The organism is Tenacibaculum sp. 190524A02b, from assembly GCF_964036645.1.
Taxonomy (GTDB): domain Bacteria; phylum Bacteroidota; class Bacteroidia; order Flavobacteriales; family Flavobacteriaceae; genus Polaribacter; species Polaribacter vairaonense.
The window spans coordinates 4,362,856-4,387,035 of record NZ_OZ038525.1 but is presented as its reverse complement, the minus strand read 5'-3'; the positions used below and the strand labels follow the sequence as shown (position 1 = coordinate 4,387,035).

Genomic DNA, 24,180 nt, shown 5'->3' with positions numbered 1-24,180 from the left:
AAATTTATAATTTTAATCTCTATTTATATATATCCATCCTACTTTTGGTTTAGACCCATCTCCTAAATCAAGGACATAATAATACGTTCCTGTTGGTAATTTTTCATCTACTTGAACATTAATTCTACCTTCAGAAGTTCCATCCCAAGAATTGTCATAATTCTCTTTTTTGTACACTGTATTACCCCATCTATTAAATATTTCTAAAGAGTTATTAGGATAATATTCAATTCCCTCTATAACAAATGTATCATTATCTCCATCTCCGTTTGGCGTTAAAATGTTATACTCTGTAACTCCATTACTTGTATCTAGGTAATCAGGTGTTCCATCTCCATCACTATCTTGTGCATCATCAGGGTTTCCATCTGAATTTGGATCAGGGTTTTCATCAACAGTATTTACTCCATCTCCATCATCATCAATATCTAAGTAATTTGGATTGTCATCATTGTCTGTATCATCATCTGTTGGATTTCCATCTTCATCTACATCTTCATTTACTGTATTAACTCCATCATTATCATCATCTAAATCCCTAAAATCAGGTTCATCAGTGCCATCTGAGTTATTTGTATCACTAGCTCCATTATCTAAATTATCATTTGAATCGTAACCATCATTTAAGTTTGTTCCTTCAAAAGCATCATCTAAACCATCTCCATCTATATCTGTTCTCACTGGTATAATATCAGCTATTCCATCTCCATTTGTATCAAAAGCTTCAATAGTATCTAAAACGCCATCATTATCAGAATCAGCATCTAAATAATCTGGTATGCTATCTCCATCTGTATCTATTGGTGTTAATGGGTTTCCTCCTAGATCTGGATCATAAGCATCATCTAGTCCATCTCCATCCGTATCGTCTCCTGTTGGCGCAATATAATTACTTGTTCCTTGAGCTTCAACGTTATCTGGAATTCCATCATCATCCGTATCAAGATCAAGATGATTCGCTACACCGTCTCCATCAGTATCAAAACCATTCTCTACCATACCATCATTATTTCCAATAGTATTATCATTATCATCATCATCTAAATACAATGGCACTCCATCACCATCAGTATCTGTATCTGGATCTACTCCATTTGGTGATTCATCTACATCTAGTATTCCATCATTATCATCATCAATATCATTTGCATTAGAAATACCATCGTTATCATTTTCATCAGAAATAGTAATTGTTACTACTGCTGTATCACAAACGAGTGTTCCTGACTCATTATTACATACCTCATATTCTATAGTAACAGTTTGTCCTGCTTCTGTTCCTAATGGTGTATATAACAATTCTCCTGTATCTGGATTAAATATTGCTGTTCCTGTTGCCGTACCATTACCTGTATTAGTAATCGTTGTTTCACCTAGATTTGTAGTATCATTATTAGGTAAGTAATCATCATTTGCTAAGATATTAATGGTTACTGACTCTCCTAATTCAACAATTCCAACATCATCTGTTGCAGTAGGCGTATTTGCATTTGGATCAGTTGTATCAGAATTTCCATCTCCATCAGTATCTGAATCTTGTGGATCCGTTGTTACTCCATTAGGATCTGCTGTAGTATCAGGATCATCAACACCTGTAGTTTCCTCTCCGTTATTTAATCCATCACTATCACAATCTGTCTCGCTCCATATAGCATCAACTATATTTAAATCTTGACTAGATGCTTGATAATTACATAAGTCATTTGGATCCGTTCCATCTGTTGCTTCCACGCCATCAATCACTCCATCTCCATCGGTATCTGGATCCTGGGGATCTGTTGTATTTCCATTTGGATCTATCGGTGTCGTTGGATCATCTATTCCTGTGATCTCTTCGTTATTAGTCAATCCATCATTATCACAATCTGTGGTAATCCAACTATCCTCTACTTGAGTTATATCTTGACTACTTAATAAATAATCACAAGGGTCGTTTGGATTTGTCCCATCTGTTGCTTCTACTCCATCTGTTACTCCATCTCCATCAGTATCTGAATCTTGTGGGTCTGTTGTATTTCCATTTGGATCTATCGGTGTCGTTGGATCATCAATTCCTGTTGCTTCCTCTTCGTTATTCAATCCATCACTATCACAATCTGCATCATTCCATGCCGCTTCCACATTTGCTAAAATCTGACTTGCAGTTTCATAATCACATAAATCATTTGGATTTGTACCATCCGTTGCTTCTTGACCATCTGTTACTCCATCTCCATCAGTATCTGGATCCATTGGATCTGTTATATTACCACTTGGATTTATTGGTGTTGTTGGGTCATCTATTCCGGTTGTCTCTTCTGCATTAGTTAAGCCATCAGAATCACAATCTGATGTATTCCATGCTGCTTCTACATTTGCTATAACCTGACTCGTAGCTAAATAATCACATGGATCATTTGGATTTGTACCATCTGTTGCTTCTACTCCATCTGTTACCCCATCTCCATCAGTATCTGGATCTTGTGGGTCTGTTGTATTTCCATTTGGATCTATCGGTGTGGTTGGATCATCAATTCCGGTTGCTTCCTCCTCATTATTCAATCCATCAGAATCACAATCTGCATCATTCCATGCTGCTTCTACATTTGCTAAAACCTGACTTGCTGCTTCATAATCACATAAATCATTTGGATTTGTCCCATCTGTTGCTTCTTGACCATCTGTTACTCCATCTCCATCAGTATCTGGATCCATTGGATCTGTTATATTACCACTTGGATTTATTGGTGTTGTTGGATCATCTATTCCAGTTGTCTCTTCTGCATTGGTTAAGCCATCAGAATCACAATCTGCACTACTCCAACCTGCTTCTACATTTGCTATAACTTGACTCGTAGCTAAATAATCACATGGATCATTTGGATCTGTGCCATCTGTTGCCTCTACTCCATCTGTTACTCCATCTCCATCGGTATCTGGATCTTGTGGGTCTGTTGTATTTCCATTTGGATTTATTGGTGTTGTTGGATCATCTATTCCGGTTGCTTCTTCCTCATTATTCAATCCATCAGAATCACAATCTGCATCATTCCATGCTGCTTCTACATTTGCTAAAACCTGACTTGCTGCTTCATAATCACATAAATCATTTGGATTTGTCCCATCCGTTGCTTCTTGACCATCTGTTACTCCATCTCCATCAGTATCTGAATCCATTGGATCTGTTATATTACCACTTGGATTTATTAGTGTTGTTGGGTCATCTATTCCGGTTGTCTCTTCTGCATTGGTTAATCCATCAGAATCACAATCTGCATCATTCCATGCTGCTTCTACATTAGCTATAACCTGACTAGTAGCTAAATAATCACATGGATCATTTGGATCTGTACCATCTGTTGCCTCTACTCCATCTGTTACTCCATCTCCATCGGTATCTGGGTCTTGTGGATCTGTTATATTACCATTAGGATCTGATATAGTACTTGGATCATCAACTCCTGTTACTTCCTCTCCATTTGTCAATCCATCACTGTCGCAATCTACACTATTCCAAGCTCCTGTAACAATACTTACATTTTGATTGACTGCATTATAATCACAAGAATCTTGTGGATTTGTACCATCTGCTATTTCTTGCTGGTTTGTCACGCCATCCCCATCACAATCTGATGTATTCCATCCTGCTTCCACATTTGATAAAACTTGACTTGTAGCTAAATAATCACATGGATCATTTGGATCTGTGCCATCTGTTGCTTCTGTTCCATCAGTTACTCCATCTCCATCGGTATCTGGATTTTGAGGATCAGTTGTATTTCCATTTGGATCTGCTAATGTACTAGGATCATCAATTCCTGTTGCTTCCTCTCCATTTGTCAATCCATCACTGTCGCAATCTGAAGTATTCCATGTAGCTGCTACATTTGCTAATATCTGACTAGTAGCTAAGTAATCACATACATCATTTGGATCCGTTCCATCTGTAACTTCTTGTGCATCTTCTACTCCATCTCCATCATTATCTAAATCGCAGGCTCCTATTAATCCATCCGCATCTAAATCTACTCCTGCTGTAGTTACATCAGCATTCGTTCCTGTACTATAATCCGCTGCTGATACTGTTCCATTGGCATTCACTTCTCCTTCTCCTAATGTTAATGGGTCTCCTGTGCCATACTGTGCTCCGTCTCCTCCATCGGCTGTACTGCTTCCAAAGGCTTCGTTCGCATCATTACAACCGTCGCCATCACTATCGGTATCTAAGAAGTCTGGACTGTTTGGATCCGTTCCGCTATCACTATCTGTTGGGGTGGCAACTCCTGTTCCTGCTGTATTTGGGATACCATTATTATTGGTAGTATCTCCATCAGTATCATCAGCTGTTCCATTTCCATCGGCATCTGTTCCGCCTGTTTCTACTACATCGTAAATTCCATCGTTATCCGAATCTAAATCGAAATGGTTTGGTACTCCATCACCATCGGCATCATAATTATCATTTACTCCATCTGAGTTAGCATCTACAAAACCTGCTAAATCTGGGTCTAAATAGTTTGGTGTTCCATCATTGTCAGCATCAGCACTTGGATCTGGTTGGCCATTGGCTTCTGCGGTATCTAATATTCCATCGTTATCATCATCTAAGTCCACAGCATCTGCTACACCATCGCCATCACTATCGGTTCCAGTTACGGTGATCGTTACTGTTGCCGTTGCACAGATATCTTCTGGCCCTGAGCCTGCTGGCGCCACATCATTACATACCTGATAATTAATGGTTACGTCTCCATGCTCACTTAAAGATGGCGTATAAACTAACTCCCCTGTAGAAGGATCTAAACTTACCGTTCCTGTAGCCGTTCCTGTTCCTAAATCTGTTAAGGTTGTTATTCCTAAGTTAGCAGGATCACTGGTTGGTAAGTAATCATCATTTGCTAAAATATTTATCGTTGTGCTACTTCCTACAGTTGCAGCTCCACTATCATCTTGTGCTACTGGGGTCGTTATATTTGGATCTGTTGTGTCTGGTGCTCCATCTCCGTCTTCATCTAAATCACAGGCTCCTATTAATCCATCCGCATCTAAATCTACTCCTGCTGTAGTTACATCAGCATTAGTACCAGTACTATAATCCGCTGCTGATACTGTTCCATTGGCATTCACTTCTCCTTCTCCTAATGTTAATGGGTCTCCTGTGCCATACTGTGCTCCGTCTCCTCCATCGGCTGTACTGCTTCCAAAGGCTTCGTTTGCATCATTACAGCCATCGCCATCACTATCGGTATCTAAGAAGTCTGGACTGTTTGGATCCGTTCCGCTATCACTATCTGTTGGAGTAGCAACTCCTGTTCCTGCTGTATTTGGGATACCATTATTATTGGTAGTATCTCCATCAGTATCATCGGCTGTTCCATTTCCATCGGCATCTGTTCCGCCTGTTTCTACTACATCGTAAATTCCATCGTTATCCGAATCTAAATCGAAATGGTTTGGCACGCCATCACCATCGGCATCATAATTATCATTTACTCCATCTGAGTTAGCATCTACAAAACCTGCTAAATCTGGGTCTAAATAGTTTGGTGTTCCATCATTGTCAGCATCAGCACTTGGATCTGGTTGGCCATTGGCTTCTGCGGTATCTAATATTCCATCGTTATCATCATCTAAATCTTGGGCATCAACCACTCCATCGCCATCACTATCGGTTCCAGTTACAGTAATGGTCAAAGTTGCGGTTTGACATATTGGAGCATTCACTCCATCGTCACTACAAACCTCATAAATAATTGTTACATCGGTTCCGGCTTCTGACGCTGTTGGAGTATACGTTATCTCTCCTGTATTGACATCGATAACAACTACTCCTGCTGCTGTTCCTCCTGTCTGGGTTAATGTAGTGGTGGTTCCTGCTAATTTCGCTGGATCTGTTTCGCCTACATAATCATCATTACTTAAAACATTAGTCACAACTGCTACTCCTGAATCGGTAGTCGCTGTATCATCTGCTACTGTAGCTACTAATGGGTTAGGATCTGTAGCATCTGGGTTTCCATCACCATCATCATCTAAATCACAAACCGCCGCTGTTCCATCTCCATCGATATCTGGACCTACTGTAGTGACATCTGTATTGGTTCCTACTGTATAATCTGCCGCGCTTACTGTTCCATCGGCGTCTACTCCTGACCCTAATACTAAAGTACCTGTGCCATACGTTCCGTTATCATCCGCATCCGTTGCTGGGTCACCAAAGGCTTCGTCTGCATCGTTACAACCGTCTCCATCACTGTCGGTGTCTAAAAAGTCTGGACTGTTTGGATCCGTTCCGCTATCACTATCTGTTGGGGTAGCAACTCCTGTTCCTGCCGTACTTGGGATACCATTATTATTGGTAGTATCTCCATCGGTATCATCGGCTGTTCCGTTTCCATCGGCATCTGTTCCGCCTGTTTCTACTACATCGTAAATTCCATCATTATCCGAATCTAAATCGAAATGGTTTGGTACTCCATCACCATCGGCATCATAATTATCATTTACTCCATCTGAGTTAGCATCTACAAAACCTGCTAAATCTGGGTCTAAATAGTTTGGTGTTCCATCATTGTCAGCATCAGCACTTGGATCTGGTTGGCCATTGGCTTCTGCGGTATCTAATATTCCATCGTTATCATCATCTAAGTCCACAGCATCTGCTACACCATCGCCATCACTATCGGTTCCAGTTACGGTGATCGTTATTGTTGCCGTTGCACAGATATCTTCTGGCCCTGAGCCTGCTGGCGCCACATCATTACATACCTGATAATTAATGGTTACGTCTCCATGCTCACTTAAAGATGGCGTATAAACTAACTCCCCTGTAGAAGGATCTAAACTTACCGTTCCTGTAGCCGTTCCTGTTCCTAAATCTGTTAAGGTTGTTATTCCTAAGTTAGCAGGATCACTGGTTGGTAAGTAATCATCATTTGCTAAAATATTTATCGTTGTGCTACTTCCTACAGTTGCAGCTCCACTATCATCTTGTGCTACTGGGGTCGTTATATTTGGATCTGTTGTGTCTGGTGCTCCATCTCCGTCTTCATCTAAATCACAGGCTCCTATTAATCCATCCGCATCTAAATCTACTCCTGCTGTAGTTACATCAGCATTAGTACCAGTACTATAATCCGCTGCTGATACTGTTCCATTGGCATTCACTTCTCCTTCTCCTAATGTTAATGGGTCTCCTGTGCCATACTGTGCTCCGTCTCCTCCATCGGCTGTACTGCTTCCAAAGGCTTCGTTTGCATCATTACAGCCATCGCCATCACTATCGGTATCTAAGAAGTCTGGACTGTTTGGATCCGTTCCGCTATCACTATCTGTTGGAGTAGCAACTCCTGTTCCTGCTGTATTTGGGATACCATTATTATTGGTAGTATCTCCATCAGTATCATCGGCTGTTCCATTTCCATCGGCATCTGTTCCGCCTGTTTCTACTACATCGTAAATTCCATCATTATCCGAATCTAAATCGAGATGGTTTGGTACGCCATCGCCATCAGCATCATAATTATCATTTACTCCATCTGAGTTAGCATCTACAAAACCTGCTAAATCTGGGTCTAAATAGTTTGGTGTTCCATCATTGTCAGCATCAGCACTTGGATCTGGTTGGCCATTGGCTTCTGCGGTATCTAATATTCCATCGTTATCATCATCTAAATCTTGGGCATCAACTACTCCATCGCCATCACTATCGGTTCCAGTTACAGTAATGGTCAAAGTTGCGGTTTGACATATTGGAGCATTCACTCCATCATCACTACAAACCTCATAAATAATTGTTACATCGGTTCCGGCTTCTGATGCTGTTGGGGTATATGTTATCTCTCCTGTATTGGCATCGATAACAACTACTCCTGCTGCTGTTCCTCCTGTCTGGGTTAACGTAGTGGTGGTTCCTGCTAATTTCGCTGGATCTGTTTCGCCTACATAATCATCATTACTTAAAACATTAGTCACAACTGCTACTCCTGAATCGGTAGTCGCTGTATCATCTGCAACTGTAGCTACTAATGGGTTAGGATCTGTAGCATCTGGGTTTCCATCACCATCATCATCTAAATCACAAACCGCCGCTGTTCCATCTCCATCGATATCTGGACCTGCTGTAGTGACATCTGTATTGGTACCTACTGTATAATCTGCCGCGGTTACTGTTCCATCGGCATCTACTCCTGATCCTAATACTAAAGTACCTGTGCCATACTGTGCTCCGTCTCCTCCATCGGCTGTACTGCTTCCAAAGGCTTCGTTTGCATCATTACAGCCATCGCCATCACTATCGGTATCTAAGAAGTCTGGACTGTTTGGATCCGTTCCGCTATCACTATCTGTTGGAGTAGCAACTCCTGTTCCTGCTGTATTTGGGATACCATTATTATTGGTAGTATCTCCATCAGTATCATCGGCTGTTCCATTTCCATCGGCATCTGTTCCGCCTGTTTCTACTACATCGTAAATTCCATCGTTATCCGAATCTAAATCGAAATGGTTTGGTATGCCATCGCCATCAGCATCATAATTATCATTTACTCCATCTGAGTTAGCATCTACAAAACCTGCTAAATCTGGGTCTAAATAGTTTGGTGTTCCATCATTGTCAGCATCAGCACTTGGGTCTGGTTGGCCATTGGCTTCTGCGGTATCTAATATTCCATCGTTATCATCATCTAAATCTTGGGCATCAACCACTCCATCGCCATCACTATCGGTTCCAGTTACAGTAATGGTTAAGGTTGCGGTTTGACATATTGGAGCATTCACTCCATCGTCACTACAAACCTCATAAACAATTGTTACATCGGTTCCGGCTTCTGATGCTGTTGGGGTATATGTTATCTCTCCTGTATTGGCATCGATAACAACTACTCCTGCTGCTGTTCCTCCTGTCTGGGTTAATGTAGTGGTGGTTCCTGCTAATTTCGCTGGATCTGTTTCGCCTACATAATCATCATTACTTAATACATTAGTCACAACTGCTACTCCTGAATCGGTAGTCGCTGTATCATCTGCAACTGTAGCTACTAATGGGTTAGGATCTGTAGCATCTGGGTTTCCATCACCATCATCATCTAAATCACAAACCGCCGCTGTTCCATCTCCATCGATATCTGGACCTGCTGTAGTGACATCTGTATTGGTACCTGTACTGTAATCCGCTGCGGTTACTGTTCCATCGGCATCTACTCCTGATCCTAATACTAAAGTACCTGTGCCATACGTTCCGTTATCATCCGCATCCGTTGCTGGGTCACCAAAGGCTTCGTCTGCATCATTACAACCGTCTCCATCACTATCGGTGTCTAAAAAGTCTGGACTGTTTGGATCTGTCCCACTATCACTATCTGTTGGACTAGCAACTCCTGTTCCTGCCGTACTTGGGATACCATTATTATTGGTAGTATCTCCATCAGTATCATCGGCTGTTCCATTTCCGTCAGCATCTGTTCCGCCTGTTTCTACTACATCGTAAATTCCATCATTATCCGAATCTAAATCGAAATGGTTTGGCACTCCATCTCCATCAGCATCATAATTATCATTTACTCCATCTGAGTTAGCATCTACAAAACCTGCTAAATCTGGGTCTAAATAGTTTGGTGTTCCATCATTGTCAGCATCAGCACTTGGATCTGGTTGGCCATTGGCTTCTGCGGTATCTAATATTCCATCGTTATCATCATCTAAATCTTGGGCATCAACTAATCCATCTCCATCACTATCGGTTCCAGTTACAGTAATGGTCAAAGTTGCGGTTTGACATATTGGAGCATTCACTCCATCATCACTACAAACCTCATAAACAATTGTTACATCGGTTCCGGCTTCTGACGCTGTTGGGGTATACGTTATCTCTCCTGTATTGGCATCGATAACAACTACTCCTGCTGCTGTTCCTCCTGTCTGGGTTAACGTAGTGGTGGTTCCTGCTAATTTCGCTGGATCTGTTTCGCCTACATAATCATCATTACTTAAAACATTAGTCACAACTGCTACTCCTGAATCGGTAGTCGCTGTATCATCTGCAACTGTAGCTACTAATGGGTTAGGATCTGTAGCATCTGGGTTTCCATCACCATCATCATCTAAATCACAAACCGCCGCTGTTCCATCTCCATCGATATCTGGACCTGCTGTAGTGACATCTGTATTGGTACCTGTACTGTAATCCGCTGCGGTTACTGTTCCATCGGCATCTACTCCTGATCCTAATACTAAAGTACCTGTGCCATACGTTCCGTTATCATCCGCATCCGTTGCTGGGTCACCAAAGGCTTCGTCTGCATCATTACAACCGTCTCCATCACTATCGGTGTCTAAAAAGTCTGGACTGTTTGGATCCGTTCCACTATCACTATCTGTTGGAGTAGCAACTCCTGTTCCTGCCGTACTTGGGATACCATTATTATTGGTAGTATCTCCATCGGTATCATCGGCTGTTCCATTTCCATCGGCATCTGTTCCGACTGTTTCTACTACATCGTAAATTCCATCGTTGTCCGAATCTAAATCGAAATGGTTTGGTACGCCATCACCATCGGCATCATAATTATCATTTACTCCATCTGAGTTAGCATCTACAAAACCTGCTAAATCTGGGTCTAAATAGTTTGGTGTTCCATCATTGTCAGCATCAGCACTTGGATCTGGTTGGCCATTGGCTTCTGCTGTATCTAATATTCCATCGTTATCATCATCTAAATCTTGGGCATCAACTACTCCATCGCCATCACTATCGGTTCCAGTTACAGTAATGGTCAAAGTTGCGGTTTGACATATTGGAGCATTCACTCCATCGTCACTACAAACCTCATAAACAATTGTTACATCGGTTCCGGCTTCTGACGCTGTTGGAGTATACGTTATCTCTCCTGTATTGACATCGATAACAACTACTCCTGCTGCTGTTCCTCCTGTCTGGGTTAATGTAGTGGTGGTTCCTGCTAATTTCGCTGGATCTGTTTCGCCTACATAATCATCATTACTTAAAACATTAGTCACAACTGCTACTCCTGAATCGGTAGTCGCTGTATCATCTGCAACTGTAGCTACTAATGGGTTAGGATCTGTAGCATCTGGGTTTCCATCACCATCATCATCTAAATCACAAACCGCCGCTGTTCCATCTCCATCGATATCTGGACCTGCTGTAGTGACATCTGTATTGGTACCTGTACTGTAATCCGCTGCGGTTACTGTTCCATCGGCATCTACTCCTGATCCTAATACTAAAGTACCTGTGCCATACGTTCCGTTATCATCCGCATCCGTTGCTGGGTCACCAAAGGCTTCGTCTGCATCATTACAACCGTCTCCATCACTATCGGTATCTAAAAAGTCTGGACTGTTTGGATCCGTTCCGCTATCACTATCTGTTGGGGTAGCAACTCCTGTTCCTGCCGTACTTGGGATACCATTATTATTGGTAGTATCTCCATCGGTATCATCGGCTGTTCCATTTCCGTCAGCATCTGTTCCGCCTGTTTCTACTACATCGTAAATTCCATCATTATCCGAATCTAAATCGAAATGGTTTGGTACGCCATCGCCATCAGCATCATAATTATCATTTACCCCATCTGAGTTAGCATCTACAAAACCTGCTAAATCTGGGTCTAAATAGTTTGGTATTCCATCATTGTCAGCATCAGCACTTGGATCTGGTTGGCCATTGGCTTCTGCGGTATCTAATATTCCATCGTTATCATCATCTAAGTCCACAGCATCTGCTACACCATCGCCATCACTATCGGTTCCAGTTACGGTGATCGTTACTGTTGCCGTTGCACAGATATCTTCTGGCCCTGAGCCTGCTGGCGCCACATCATTACATACCTGATAATTAATGGTTACGTCTCCATGCTCACTTAAAGATGGCGTATAAACTAACTCCCCTGTAGAAGGATCTAAACTTACCGTTCCTGTAGCCGTTCCTGTTCCTAAATCTGTTAAGGTTGTTATTCCTAAGTTAGCAGGATCACTGGTTGGTAAGTAATCATCATTTGCTAAAATATTTATCGTTGTGCTACTTCCTACAGTTGCAGCTCCACTATCATCTTGTGCTACTGGGGTCGTTATATTTGGATCTGTTGTGTCTGGTGCTCCATCTCCGTCTTCATCTAAATCACAGGCTCCTATTAATCCATCCGCATCTAAATCTACTCCTGCTGTAGCTACATCAGCATTCGTTCCTGTACTATAATCCGCTGCTGATACTGTTCCATTGGCATTCACTTCTCCTTCTCCTAATGTTAATGGGTCTCCTGTGCCATACTGTGCTCCGTCTCCTCCATCGGCTGTACTGCTTCCAAAGGCTTCGTTTGCATCATTACAACCGTCTCCATCACTATCGGTGTCTAAGAAGTCTGGACTGTTTGGATCTGTCCCACTATCACTATCTGTTGGACTAGCAACTCCTGTTCCTGCTGTATTTGGGATACCATTATTATTGGTAGTATCTCCATCAGTATCATCGGCTGTTCCATTTCCATCGGCATCTGTTCCGACTGTTTCTACTACATCGTAAATTCCATCGTTATCCGAATCTAAATCGAAATGGTTTGGCACTCCATCTCCATCAGCATCATAATTATCATTTACTCCATCTGAGTTAGCATCTACAAAACCTGCTAAATCTGGGTCTAAATAGTTTGGTGTTCCATCATTGTCAGCATCAGCACTTGGATCTGGTTGGCCATTGGCTTCTGCGGTATCTAATATTCCATCGTTATCATCATCTAAATCTTGGGCATCAACTACTCCATCGCCATCACTATCGGTTCCAGTTACAGTAATGGTCAAAGTTGCGGTTTGACATATTGGAGCATTCACTCCATCGTCACTACAAACCTCATAAACAATTGTTACATCGGTTCCGGCTTCTGACGCTGTTGGAGTATACGTTATCTCTCCTGTATTGACATCGATAACAACTACTCCTGCTGCTGTTCCTCCTGTCTGGGTTAATGTAGTGGTGGTTCCTGCTAATTTCGCTGGATCTGTTTCGCCTACATAATCATCATTACTTAATACATTAGTCACAACTGCTACTCCTGAATCGGTAGTCGCTGTATCATCTGCAACTGTAGCTACTAATGGGTTAGGATCTGTAGCATCTGGGTTTCCATCACCATCATCATCTAAATCACAAACCGCCGCTGTTCCATCTCCATCGATATCTGGACCTGCTGTAGTGACATCTGTATTGGTACCTGTACTGTAATCCGCTGCGGTTACTGTTCCATCGGCATCTACTCCTGATCCTAATACTAAAGTACCTGTGCCATACGTTCCGTTATCATCCGCATCCGTTGCTGGGTCACCAAAGGCTTCGTTTGCATCATTACAACCGTCTCCATCACTATCGGTATCTAAAAAGTCTGGACTGTTTGGATCCGTTCCGCTATCACTATCTGTTGGGGTAGCAACTCCTGTTCCTGCCGTACTTGGGATACCATTATTATTGGTAGTATCTCCATCGGTATCATCGGCTGTTCCATTTCCGTCAGCATCTGTTCCGCCTGTTTCTACTACATCGTAAATTCCATCATTATCCGAATCTAAATCGAAATGGTTTGGTACGCCATCGCCATCAGCATCATAATTATCATTTACCCCATCTGAGTTAGCATCTACAAAACCTGCTAAATCTGGGTCTAAATAGTTTGGTGTTCCATCATTGTCAGCATCAGCACTTGGATCTGGTTGGCCATTGGCTTCTGCGGTATCTAATATTCCATCGTTATCATCATCTAAGTCCACAGCATCTGCTACACCATCGCCATCACTATCGGTTCCAGTTACGGTGATCGTTACTGTTGCCGTTGCACAGATATCTTCTGGCCCTGAGCCTGCTGGCGCCACATCATTACATACCTGATAATTAATGGTTACGTCTCCATTCTCACTTAAAGATGGCGTATAAACTAACTCTCCTGTAGAAGGATCTAAACTTACCGTTCCTGTAGCCGTTCCTGTTCCTAAATCTGTTAAGGTTGTTATTCCTAAGTTAGCAGGATCACTGGTTGGTAAGTAATCATCATTTGCTAAAATATTTATCGTTGTGCTACTTCCTACAGTTGCAGCTCCACTATCATCTTGTGCTACTGGGGTCGTTATATTTGGATCTGTTGTGTCTGGTGCTCCATCTCCGTCTTCATCTAAATCACAGGCTCCTATTAATCCATCCGCATCTAAATCTACTCCTGCTGTAGCTACATCAGCATTAGTACCAGTACTATAATCCGCTGCTGATACTGTTCCATTGGCATTCACTTCTCCTTCTCCTAATGTTAATGGGTCTCCTGTGCCATACTGTGCTCCGTCTCCTCCATCGGCTGTACTGCTTCCAAAGGCTTCGTTTGCATCATTACAGCCATCGCCATCACTATCGGTATCTAAGAAGTCTGGACTGTTTGGATCTGTCCCACTATCACTATCTGTTGGACTAGCAACTCCTGTTCCTGCTGTATTTGGGATACCATTATTATTGGTAGTATCTCCATCAGTATCATCGGCTGTTCCATTTCCATCGGCATCTGTTCCGCCTGTTTCTACTACATCGTAAATTCCATCGTTATCCGAATCTAAATCGAAATGGTTTGGTACGCCATCGCCATCGGCATCATAATTATCATTTACTCCATCTGAGTTAGCATCTACAAAACCTGCTAAATCTGGGTCTAAATAGTTTGGTGTTCCATCATTGTCAGCATCAGCACTTGGGTCTGGTTGGCCATTGGCTTCTGCGGTATCTAATATTCCATCGTTATCATCATCTAAATCTTGGGCATCAACCACTCCATCGCCATCACTATCTATTCCAGTTACAGTAATGGTTAAGGTTGCGGTTTGACATATTGGAGCATTCACTCCGTCGTCACTACAAACCTCATAAACAATTGTTACATCGGTTCCGGCTTCTGATGCTGTTGGGGTATATGTTATCTCTCCTGTATTGGCATCGATAACAACTACTCCTGCTGCTGTTCCTCCTGTCTGGGTTAACGTAGTGGTGGTTCCTGCTAATTTCGCTGGATCTGTTTCGCCTACATAATCATCATTACTTAATACATTAGTCACAACTGCTACTCCTGAATCGGTAGTCGCTGTATCATCTGCAACTGTAGCTACTAATGGGTTAGGATCTGTAGCATCTGGGTTTCCATCACCATCATCATCTAAATCACAAACCGCCTCTGTTCCATCTCCATCGATATCTGGACCTGTTGTAGTGACATCTGTATTGGTACCTGTACTGTAATCCGCTGCGGTTACTGTTCCATCGGCATCTACTCCTGATCCTAATACTAAAGTACCTGTGCCATACGTTCCGTTATCATCCGCATCCGTTGCTGGGTCACCAAAGGCTTCGTCTGCATCATTACAACCGTCTCCATCACTATCGGTGTCTAAAAAGTCTGGACTGTTTGGATCCGTTCCACTATCACTATCTGTTGGGGTAGCAACTCCTGTTCCTGCCGTACTTGGGATACCATTATTATTGGTAGTATCTCCATCGGTATCATCGGCTGTTCCATTTCCGTCAGCATCTGTTCCGCCTGTTTCTACTACATCGTAAATTCCATCGTTATCCGAATCTAAATCGAAATGGTTTGGTACGCCATCGCCATCAGCATCATAATTATCATTTACTCCATCTGAGTTAGCATCTACAAAACCTGCTAAATCTGGGTCTAAATAGTTTGGTGTTCCATCATTGTCAGCATCAGCACTTGGATCTGGTTGGCCATTGGCTTCTGTGGTATCTAATATTCCATCGTTATCATCATCTAAATCTTGGGCATCAACCACTCCATCTCCATCACTATCGGTTCCAGTTACAGTAATGGTCAAAGTTGCGGTTTGACATATTGGAGCATTCACTCCATCGTCACTACAAACCTCATAAATAATTGTTACATCGGTTCCGGCTTCTGACGCTGTTGGGGTATACGTTATCTCTCCTGTATTGGCATCGATAACAACTACTCCTGATGCTGTTCCTCCTGTCTGGGTTAATGTAGTGGTGGTTCCTGCTAATTTCGCTGGATCTGTTTCGCCTACATAATCATCATTACTTAATACATTAGTCACAACTGCTACTCCTGAATCGGTAGTCGCTGTATCATCTGCAACTGTAGCTACTAATGGGTTAGGATCTGTAGCATCTGGGTTTCCATCACCATCATCATCTAAATCACAAACCGCCGCTGTTCCATCTCCATCGATATCTGGACCTGTTGTAGTGACATCTGTATTGGTACCTGTACTGTAATCCGCTGCGGTTACTGTTCCATCGGCATCTACTCCTGATCCTAATACTAAAGTACCTGTGCCATACGTTCCGTTATCATCCGCATCCGTTGCTGGATCTCCAAAGGCTTCGTCTGCATCATTACAACCGTCTCCATCACTATCGGTGTCTAAAAAGTCTGGACTGTTTGGATCTGTCCCACTATCACTATCTGTTGGACTAGCAACTCCTGTTCCTGCCGTACTTGGGATACCATTATTATTGGTAGTATCTCCATCAGTATCATCGGCTGTTCCATTTCCGTCAGCATCTGTTCCGCCTGTTTCTACTACATCGTAAATTCCATCATTATCCGAATCTAAATCGAAATGGTTTGGTACGCCATCGCCATCAGCATCATAATTATCATTTACTCCATCTGAGTTAGCATCTACAAAACCTGCTAAATCTGGGTCTAAATAGTTTGGTGTTCCATCATTGTCAGCATCAGCACTTGGATCTGGTTGGCCATTGGCTTCTGCGGTATCTAATATTCCATCGTTATCATCATCTAAGTCCACAGCATCTGCTACACCATCGCCATCACTATCGGTTCCAGTTACGGTGATCGTTACTGTTGCCGTTGCACAGATATCTTCTGGCCCTGAGCCTGCTGGCGCCACATCATTACATACCTGATAATTAATGGTTACGTCTCCATTCTCACTTAAAGATGGCGTATAAACTAACTCTCCTGTAGAAGGATCTAAACTTACCGTTCCTGTAGCCGTTCCTGTTCCTAAATCTGTTAAGGTTGTTATTCCTAAGTTAGCAGGATCACTTGTTGGTAAGTAATCATCATTTGCTAAAATATTTATCGTTGTGCTACTTCCTACAGTTGCAGCTCCACTATCATCTTGTGCTACTGGGGTCGTTATATTTGGATCTGTTGTGTCTGGTGCTCCATCTCCGTCTTCATCTAAATCACAGGCTCCTATTAATCCATCCGCATCTAAATCTACTCCTGCTGTAGCTACATCAGCATTAGTACCAGTACTATAATCCGCTGCTGATACTGTTCCATTGGCATTCACTTCTCCTTCTCCTAATGTTAATGGGTCTCCTGTGCCATACTGTGCTCCGTCTCCTCCATCGGCTGTACTGCTTCCAAAGGCTTCGTTTGCATCATTACAGCCATCGCCATCACTATCGGTATCTAAGAAGTCTGGACTGTTTGGATCTGTCCCACTATCACTATCTGTTGGACTAGCAACTCCTGTTCCTGCTGTATTTGGGATACCATTATTATTGGTAGTATCTCCATCAGTATCATCGGCTGTTCCATTTCCATCGGCATCTGTTCCGCCTGTTTCTACTACATCGTAAATTCCATCGTTATCCGAATCTAAATCGAAATGGTTTGGTACGCCATCGCCATCGGCATCATAATTATCATTTACTCCATCTGAGTTAGCATCTACAAAACCTGCTAAATCTGGGTCTAAATAGTTTGGTGTTCCATCATTGTCAGCATCAGCACTTGGGTCTGGTTGGCCATTGGCTTCTGCGGTATCTAATATTCCATCGTTATCATCATCTAAATCTTGGGCATCAACCACTCCATCGCCATCACTATCTATTCCAGTTACAGTAATGGTTAAGGTTGCGGTTTGACATATTGGAGCATTCACTCCGTCGTCACTACAAACCTCATAAACAATTGTTACATCGGTTCCGGCTTCTGACGCTGTTGGGGTATACGTTATCTCTCCTGTATTGGCATCGATAACAACTACTCCTGCTGCTGTTCCTCCTGTCTGGGTTAACGTAGTGGTGGTTCCTGCTAATTTCGCTGGATCTGTTTCGCCTACATAATCATCATTACTTAAAACATTAGTCACAACTGCTACTCCTGAATCGGTAGTCGCTGTATCATCTGCAACTGTAGCTACTAATGGGTTAGGATCTGTAGCATCTGGGTTTCCATCACCATCATCATCTAAATCACAAACCGCCGCTACTCCATCTGCATCGATATCTGGACCTGCTGTAGTGACATCTGTATTGGTTCCTGTACTGTAATCTGCTGCTAATACCACTCCATTAACGTTTACTTCTCCCTCTGTTAAAGTTAGTGGGTCACCTGTACCATACTGCTCTCCATCTCCTCCATCGGCTGTTGCACTTGCAAAAGCTTCATTTGCATCACTACATCCATCACCGTCACTATCGGTATCTATATAATCTGGAGTATTAGGATCTGTTCCACTATCACTATCTACAGGACTAGTTACTCCTGTTCCTGCAGTAGCTGGGATACCTGCTGTTCCTCCAGAAGTTCCTACAACTCCATCTGCAATACCATCATTATTAGCATCCGTTCCTCCGGTTTCTATTACATCATAAATCCCATCGTTATCCGAATCTAAGTCTAAATAATCTGGTATTCCATCAGAATCCGTATCACAAAGACTACTAGACTCCAGCACTACGATACCATCAACAAAAGCCCAAGTAACACTTGCAGAAGACTGTGAACCTAGGAAGAAGTTATAAGAACCGGCAACAGTTATACCATGATTAGAAGGTGTAAACACAATCCTTCTAAGCTCCCAAGTTCCTTGTGTACCTCCTGACATACTCAAATTATCTATACTTGAAATTAATTGTCCGTTAGAAGGTGTTGTTGCATCTATTCTAAATCCAACACTAACCGCTGGATCATTAGCGGGAACTGAGGCTGTAGTAGTACCTGGGAATGGATCTGTATATTCTGTATAATAGAATTGAATGATCATTTCTTGATTGGGATCATTAATTACAAGCATATTATACATTCCCTCATCTACAGAAGTCGTTCTAAACCCTGCAAAAGATCCTCCTGCAGGTGAAGAGGCAAACCCTGCTAAATCTGTTCTATTTAAATTAACACCGTTAAAATTAATTTCTGTATCCGATGAACGATCTGGCGTACTGTTTATAGTCCATGGTATAAGAGGGTTACCTGGATCAAAAAATGCTATAGAACCCGTTAAATATGGAGTTCCTTGATCATTAGCATCTACATAGTTCCCATTAAAATCTCCATTTGCTATTAAACTATTAGAAGTGGTTATTTGTGTTACGCCACTAGGACATTCTGTTAAATCTGGAATTCCATCATTATCATCATCTAAATCAACTGCATCACCGATGCCATCTCCATCTATATCATCAAAGGAGGTATCACATGCATCTGGTGTTCCATCACCATCTGCATCTGGCCCTACAGTTTGATAATCTGTATTTACTGGATCTGTATAATTTGTAATCCCTGCAACTACCGAAGTAACTAATCCATTGACCGAATTTACTGTAGCTGGATCAGACCCTAAAACACCTGTGTCTCCTCCATCTGCAGTAGCACTTCCATAGGCTTCATTGGCATCACTACACCCATCACCATCACTGTCTAAGTTCAAGTAATCAAAACTACCATCTCCACCAGTATCGGTGGGTGTTATCCCTGTACCTGCTAGTGACGGAATACCATTACTTGCTGTATTATCTGTATTGTTATCATCATCATCATGAAGTCCATCATTATCATTATCCGTTCCCCCAGCTTCTACTACATCATAAATTCCATCATTATCACTATCTAAATCTAAACAGTTAGGTATTCCATCTAAATCATCATCTGCATCAAATGAAGTATCAAATGTAACCTGAAATCCACCTAGAGAAGCTCCATTTGTCAATCTAACTTCTACTTCATCCCCAGCACTCACATTAACACTAATTACATCAGCTGCAGGTAAACTACCTGTAAACGAATTTATTGAATCTTCTAAAACCCCATTAACGAAAACTTCAGCAAAATCATCAAAGTATTCTCCAGGTTTACCTACGATTAAAGTCCCTGAAGAAATCATTGTTCTTTTATAGATTATACTATAAGTACCTGAAGTACCAACAACATATGAAGGACTTGTTAAAAAGTTCACTCCGCTAGCTATAATACTTGCTATTGGGTCTTCTGGAATTGAATTATCAATATTTGTATCATTAAAAACATATGTTGCTTGTCCTTCAGCTGTGTAACCTTCACCATACAAGGTTGGAGTTCCAGGACTACCATTTTCATCACGAGAAACTTGATCAAATGGATTAACTGCATTAACTACTCCAAAATGACCACCATAAAACAATACTTCCCAAACTCCTGAAGGTGGAGTAACATCTAATATTCCATCTGGGGTTAATCCTAAACCAATCAAACACCCTTCTACTGTATCAATAATCCCATCATTATCATCATCTAAATCCGCTGTATTTCCTATACCATCTCCATCAACGTCTACTATAATAGCTGGACCAGTAGGATCTTCAATTACCCCAGCTATCTCTGTATTATCGTCACCTACTGCATCATCTGTTAAATTATATATTACCGTAAAAACATTAGTTCCGTTAACAGTTTCTATTTGTTGAGAGACTGGTATTAAATCACTTCTGTAATTAAAATCTACACCTCCAGCTGTTGATGGCCCATACTTTCTATAAGCATCTAAAGCATCAAGCGCTGATATTCCATACCAATAATATTTTACTTGAGCTGTCTCTCCATTATTAGCACATGCTAGCGAAAAATCTATTAAACCAAAAGGGTATTGATAATCTGCATCTTCAGAAGCTAAGTCAGACTCATTAACTAATGTTACCGCAGTTATCTGATTACAGTTTTCTCCCATATTTGGAGAGGTTATCTCAAGTGTAACATAACTCCCCCCTACAACAGGCAAAGAAGCTACACTTGATTGTTCCCCGTCTGGTATTCCATCATTGTTCCCATCTCCACCATTAGGCGCTCCATTCTCAACAGCTAAATCAACTCCATCTGAATCTAAAACTACATTTACAGTTAAAGTTGATGTAGCAACTGTACAATTTATTACTGTATAGTCAAAAATATACGTACCTACTGCTAGTCCGTTAGTATCCAATGTTCCTGCTCCTTGAACATAATTAGCTCCAGGTGGATCAGAGCCTACATTCAAACTCCAAGTTCCCCCAGTATCTGGAGAACCAGATAGATTATTAAATAAATCTACAACCTCAGATGGATTAATTACACCAGTTATTGTTGTATTTGTACCCGCATTAGGTGCTGCCTGTACTGAAACGGTTACTGATGTTACCGCGTTTACTGTACATGGTGAAACAGCATTCACTGTATAATCAAAAATATAAGTTCCTCCAGTAGTAGGATCATAAGTGCCTGCTCCTGCACTAAAATCTGCTCCAGGATTATCGGGGGAACTTCCTGATACCGTCCAAGAACCTGTTCCAGCTCCCGTAATTAATGTATTTAAATTTATAACTGCATCTCCTGCACAAGCAAACTCATCTGTACCTGTACCACTATCTGGAGGGTCTGTTACTGTTATTTGCATCACATCTTCTGTTGAACAACCTAACCCGTTATCCATTTGAATTCGATACCAAGTAGTTTCTGTTGGAGCAACTGTTGGTGTAGTTGAGGCATTTTCAAAAGGCCCACTCCATGGTCCTGTTGGACCAACGGTACTAAAACTCCATTCATATCCCCCCACACTTCTTATTCCTATACCTATATTAGGGTTAATACTTATAGAGCTATCTGTTTGTGCTTGAGCAGGATTAAACGGCACTTCATAAATAGAAGCTGTTCCTGCTGAACAAGAATCATCATTTATAGCTACACTAATAGAGCCACTGGTATAGGTTCTTATATCTCCTGCTCCATCATTAAAAACAATCGTGGCACCTGTTAGAACACCAAAATCCTGATTTTCACAATCATATATCTGTACCTTCCAACCACCTTGTCCTGCATCATAGCCTATTAACGAGCTTCCATCAATAGACACAGGTCCAGTAAGTGTAGGTACATATTGGGTATAGTATCTGTTATAAGTGCCTGTTAAAGGAGTAGATGCTGAACACAAGTTGTAATCTGAATTTCCTCCTGAAAAATCATTAGTAAACGTTAAACTTGTTACATCTTGACCGCTATTACAAGCGTGACCTGGTTGATTTGGCGCTAATAGTACTGTTGCCGCTTCATCAGGTGAAACTAAATAAAATGCTAAATCTGACACATAGGTATGTGTAGCATCAAAAGTTACTGAGAAAGTTGTGAGTGCATCTATTTTAAAAGGTCTTCTCACAGGATCATAGTATGTATAGGTAGGATTTAATACAGTACCTCCTCCATTAATCATAATACTATTACCGTTACACACTGCTAAATCTGCACCTGCATTGGCATCTAAACTAGAGTTCCATACCCAAGCTCTTCCCTCGGTCTTAGTTCCTGCATCATCCCTAACAACTAAGTAACCTCCATCCGGTAAGTTTGTTTGTGTTGCAGAAGATGAGCCAATATCATAGTCATCATAGGAATTGGTAGTTGAGTTGTATACATACCAATCATAAGTTGCTCCTGCCGCTGCTTCACATGTAAGTGTTCCTGCATTCCCTGGTGCATCAAAAATATAAATAGGATCATCTGATCCTACCGACAAAGTATTATCTGTGTATTCTGTCATTACATAGGCACAGGCTGTAGAGGAACTCATTTCTAACTCATTACCATCTAACACAATTAACACTACTGTAGTAAAAGCATTATTACATGGAGCTGTACCAGTAACATCATATCTAAAAGTATACGACCCTACATTTATAGCAGGAGAAGTTATATCAACTACACTTCCTGTTAAAGCTCCAGTACCATCAACATCCGTCCATATTCCACCCACATCTTGTGAACCATCTAAAGCCGTTGTTAAATCAGCAGAAGTGTCCGTACTAAAAACCACTAAAGGGCCTGTTGAATTACCTGAATTAGATGCCTCAGTTAGTGTTATAGTTCCTGTAGCTACTATTGATGAATTCCCAAATTGATCATACATTACTACTTCTACTATTCTAGGTGTAGTAGTTTCTGGTGTTGCTGATGTATTTTTATAATATAGTTCGTCTATAATTTCATCATAGTCATCAAAATCATTACTACTTGGATTATTATTAAGAGCCACTACAGTATTAGTTCCATTTCCAGTTATTACAACATCTGGTTTAGTTATTACTACAGATAATTCTTCTTCTCCTACATTTTGCTCATTGGTTAAATTAAACTCAACTCTTTGAATACCATGGGGTGCATTAATTACTAAATCAGTACCATCAAAAGGCTCTGTTCCTGTTGTACAAGCCGTAGTATTTATATTTATCCCTCCAGCTCCAGTAGAATTATCATCATCTAACCTTATAAATGGTGTGGGTGCCAAACTCATTGTAAATGGTTCACCTGCCGCCGCTTCTGTTGCATTTGTAACATAATACTCTACAGATAACGTAGTAATAGCCATATTACTTTCTACTGTCCAATAAGTACCTGCTGTAGTTACCAATGCAGTAGATCCTAAGTGAACTTCAGAAGTATTGTTATTATTTATAAAATGCCCTGTCTGTTCTCCAAACATTTCACCCGTAAAGAGTGCCCCCACATCTGGGCTAGAAATTTTAATATTTTCTGTATTTACTAAATTACTATGTTCTTGCGAACTTAATATAACGTGTACTGGCTCACTAAATGTGTAGGTATAGGTATTTCCTGATACACCTACAGTAGCTCTGGTATTATCAAAACTATTAGCATGTATACTTGTTGGATTAATGGCATTGATTGCGCCTCCAACGGTAGCTGAATTAGCTCTGGTAATATCAACCGTTACATAGGTTGTATTATCACCAACCGCTGATAAACTACTTGTTTGATAACCATTTTCAGGCAATGTTCCTGACAAGCCACCCCAAGTAGTTACTACTTGAGCATTTGCCCCTAAAACAGTGATTAATAATAAATAAAAAATTAAGTTTAACTTACTCAATAAGTTATTACCTCTAGCGTAATTTTCTTTCAT

At 41.3% G+C, this 24,180-nt stretch carries 1 protein-coding gene; it reads right to left on the bottom strand.

Annotation, left to right across the window (positions count from 1 at the left end; genetic code table 11):
* Window positions 1–12 precede the first annotated feature (12 nt).
* On the bottom strand, window positions 13–24,180 hold the full coding sequence (locus tag ABNT65_RS17695) for a gliding motility-associated C-terminal domain-containing protein (protein ID WP_348746479.1): 24,168 nt from the start codon (window positions 24,178–24,180) through the stop codon (window positions 13–15).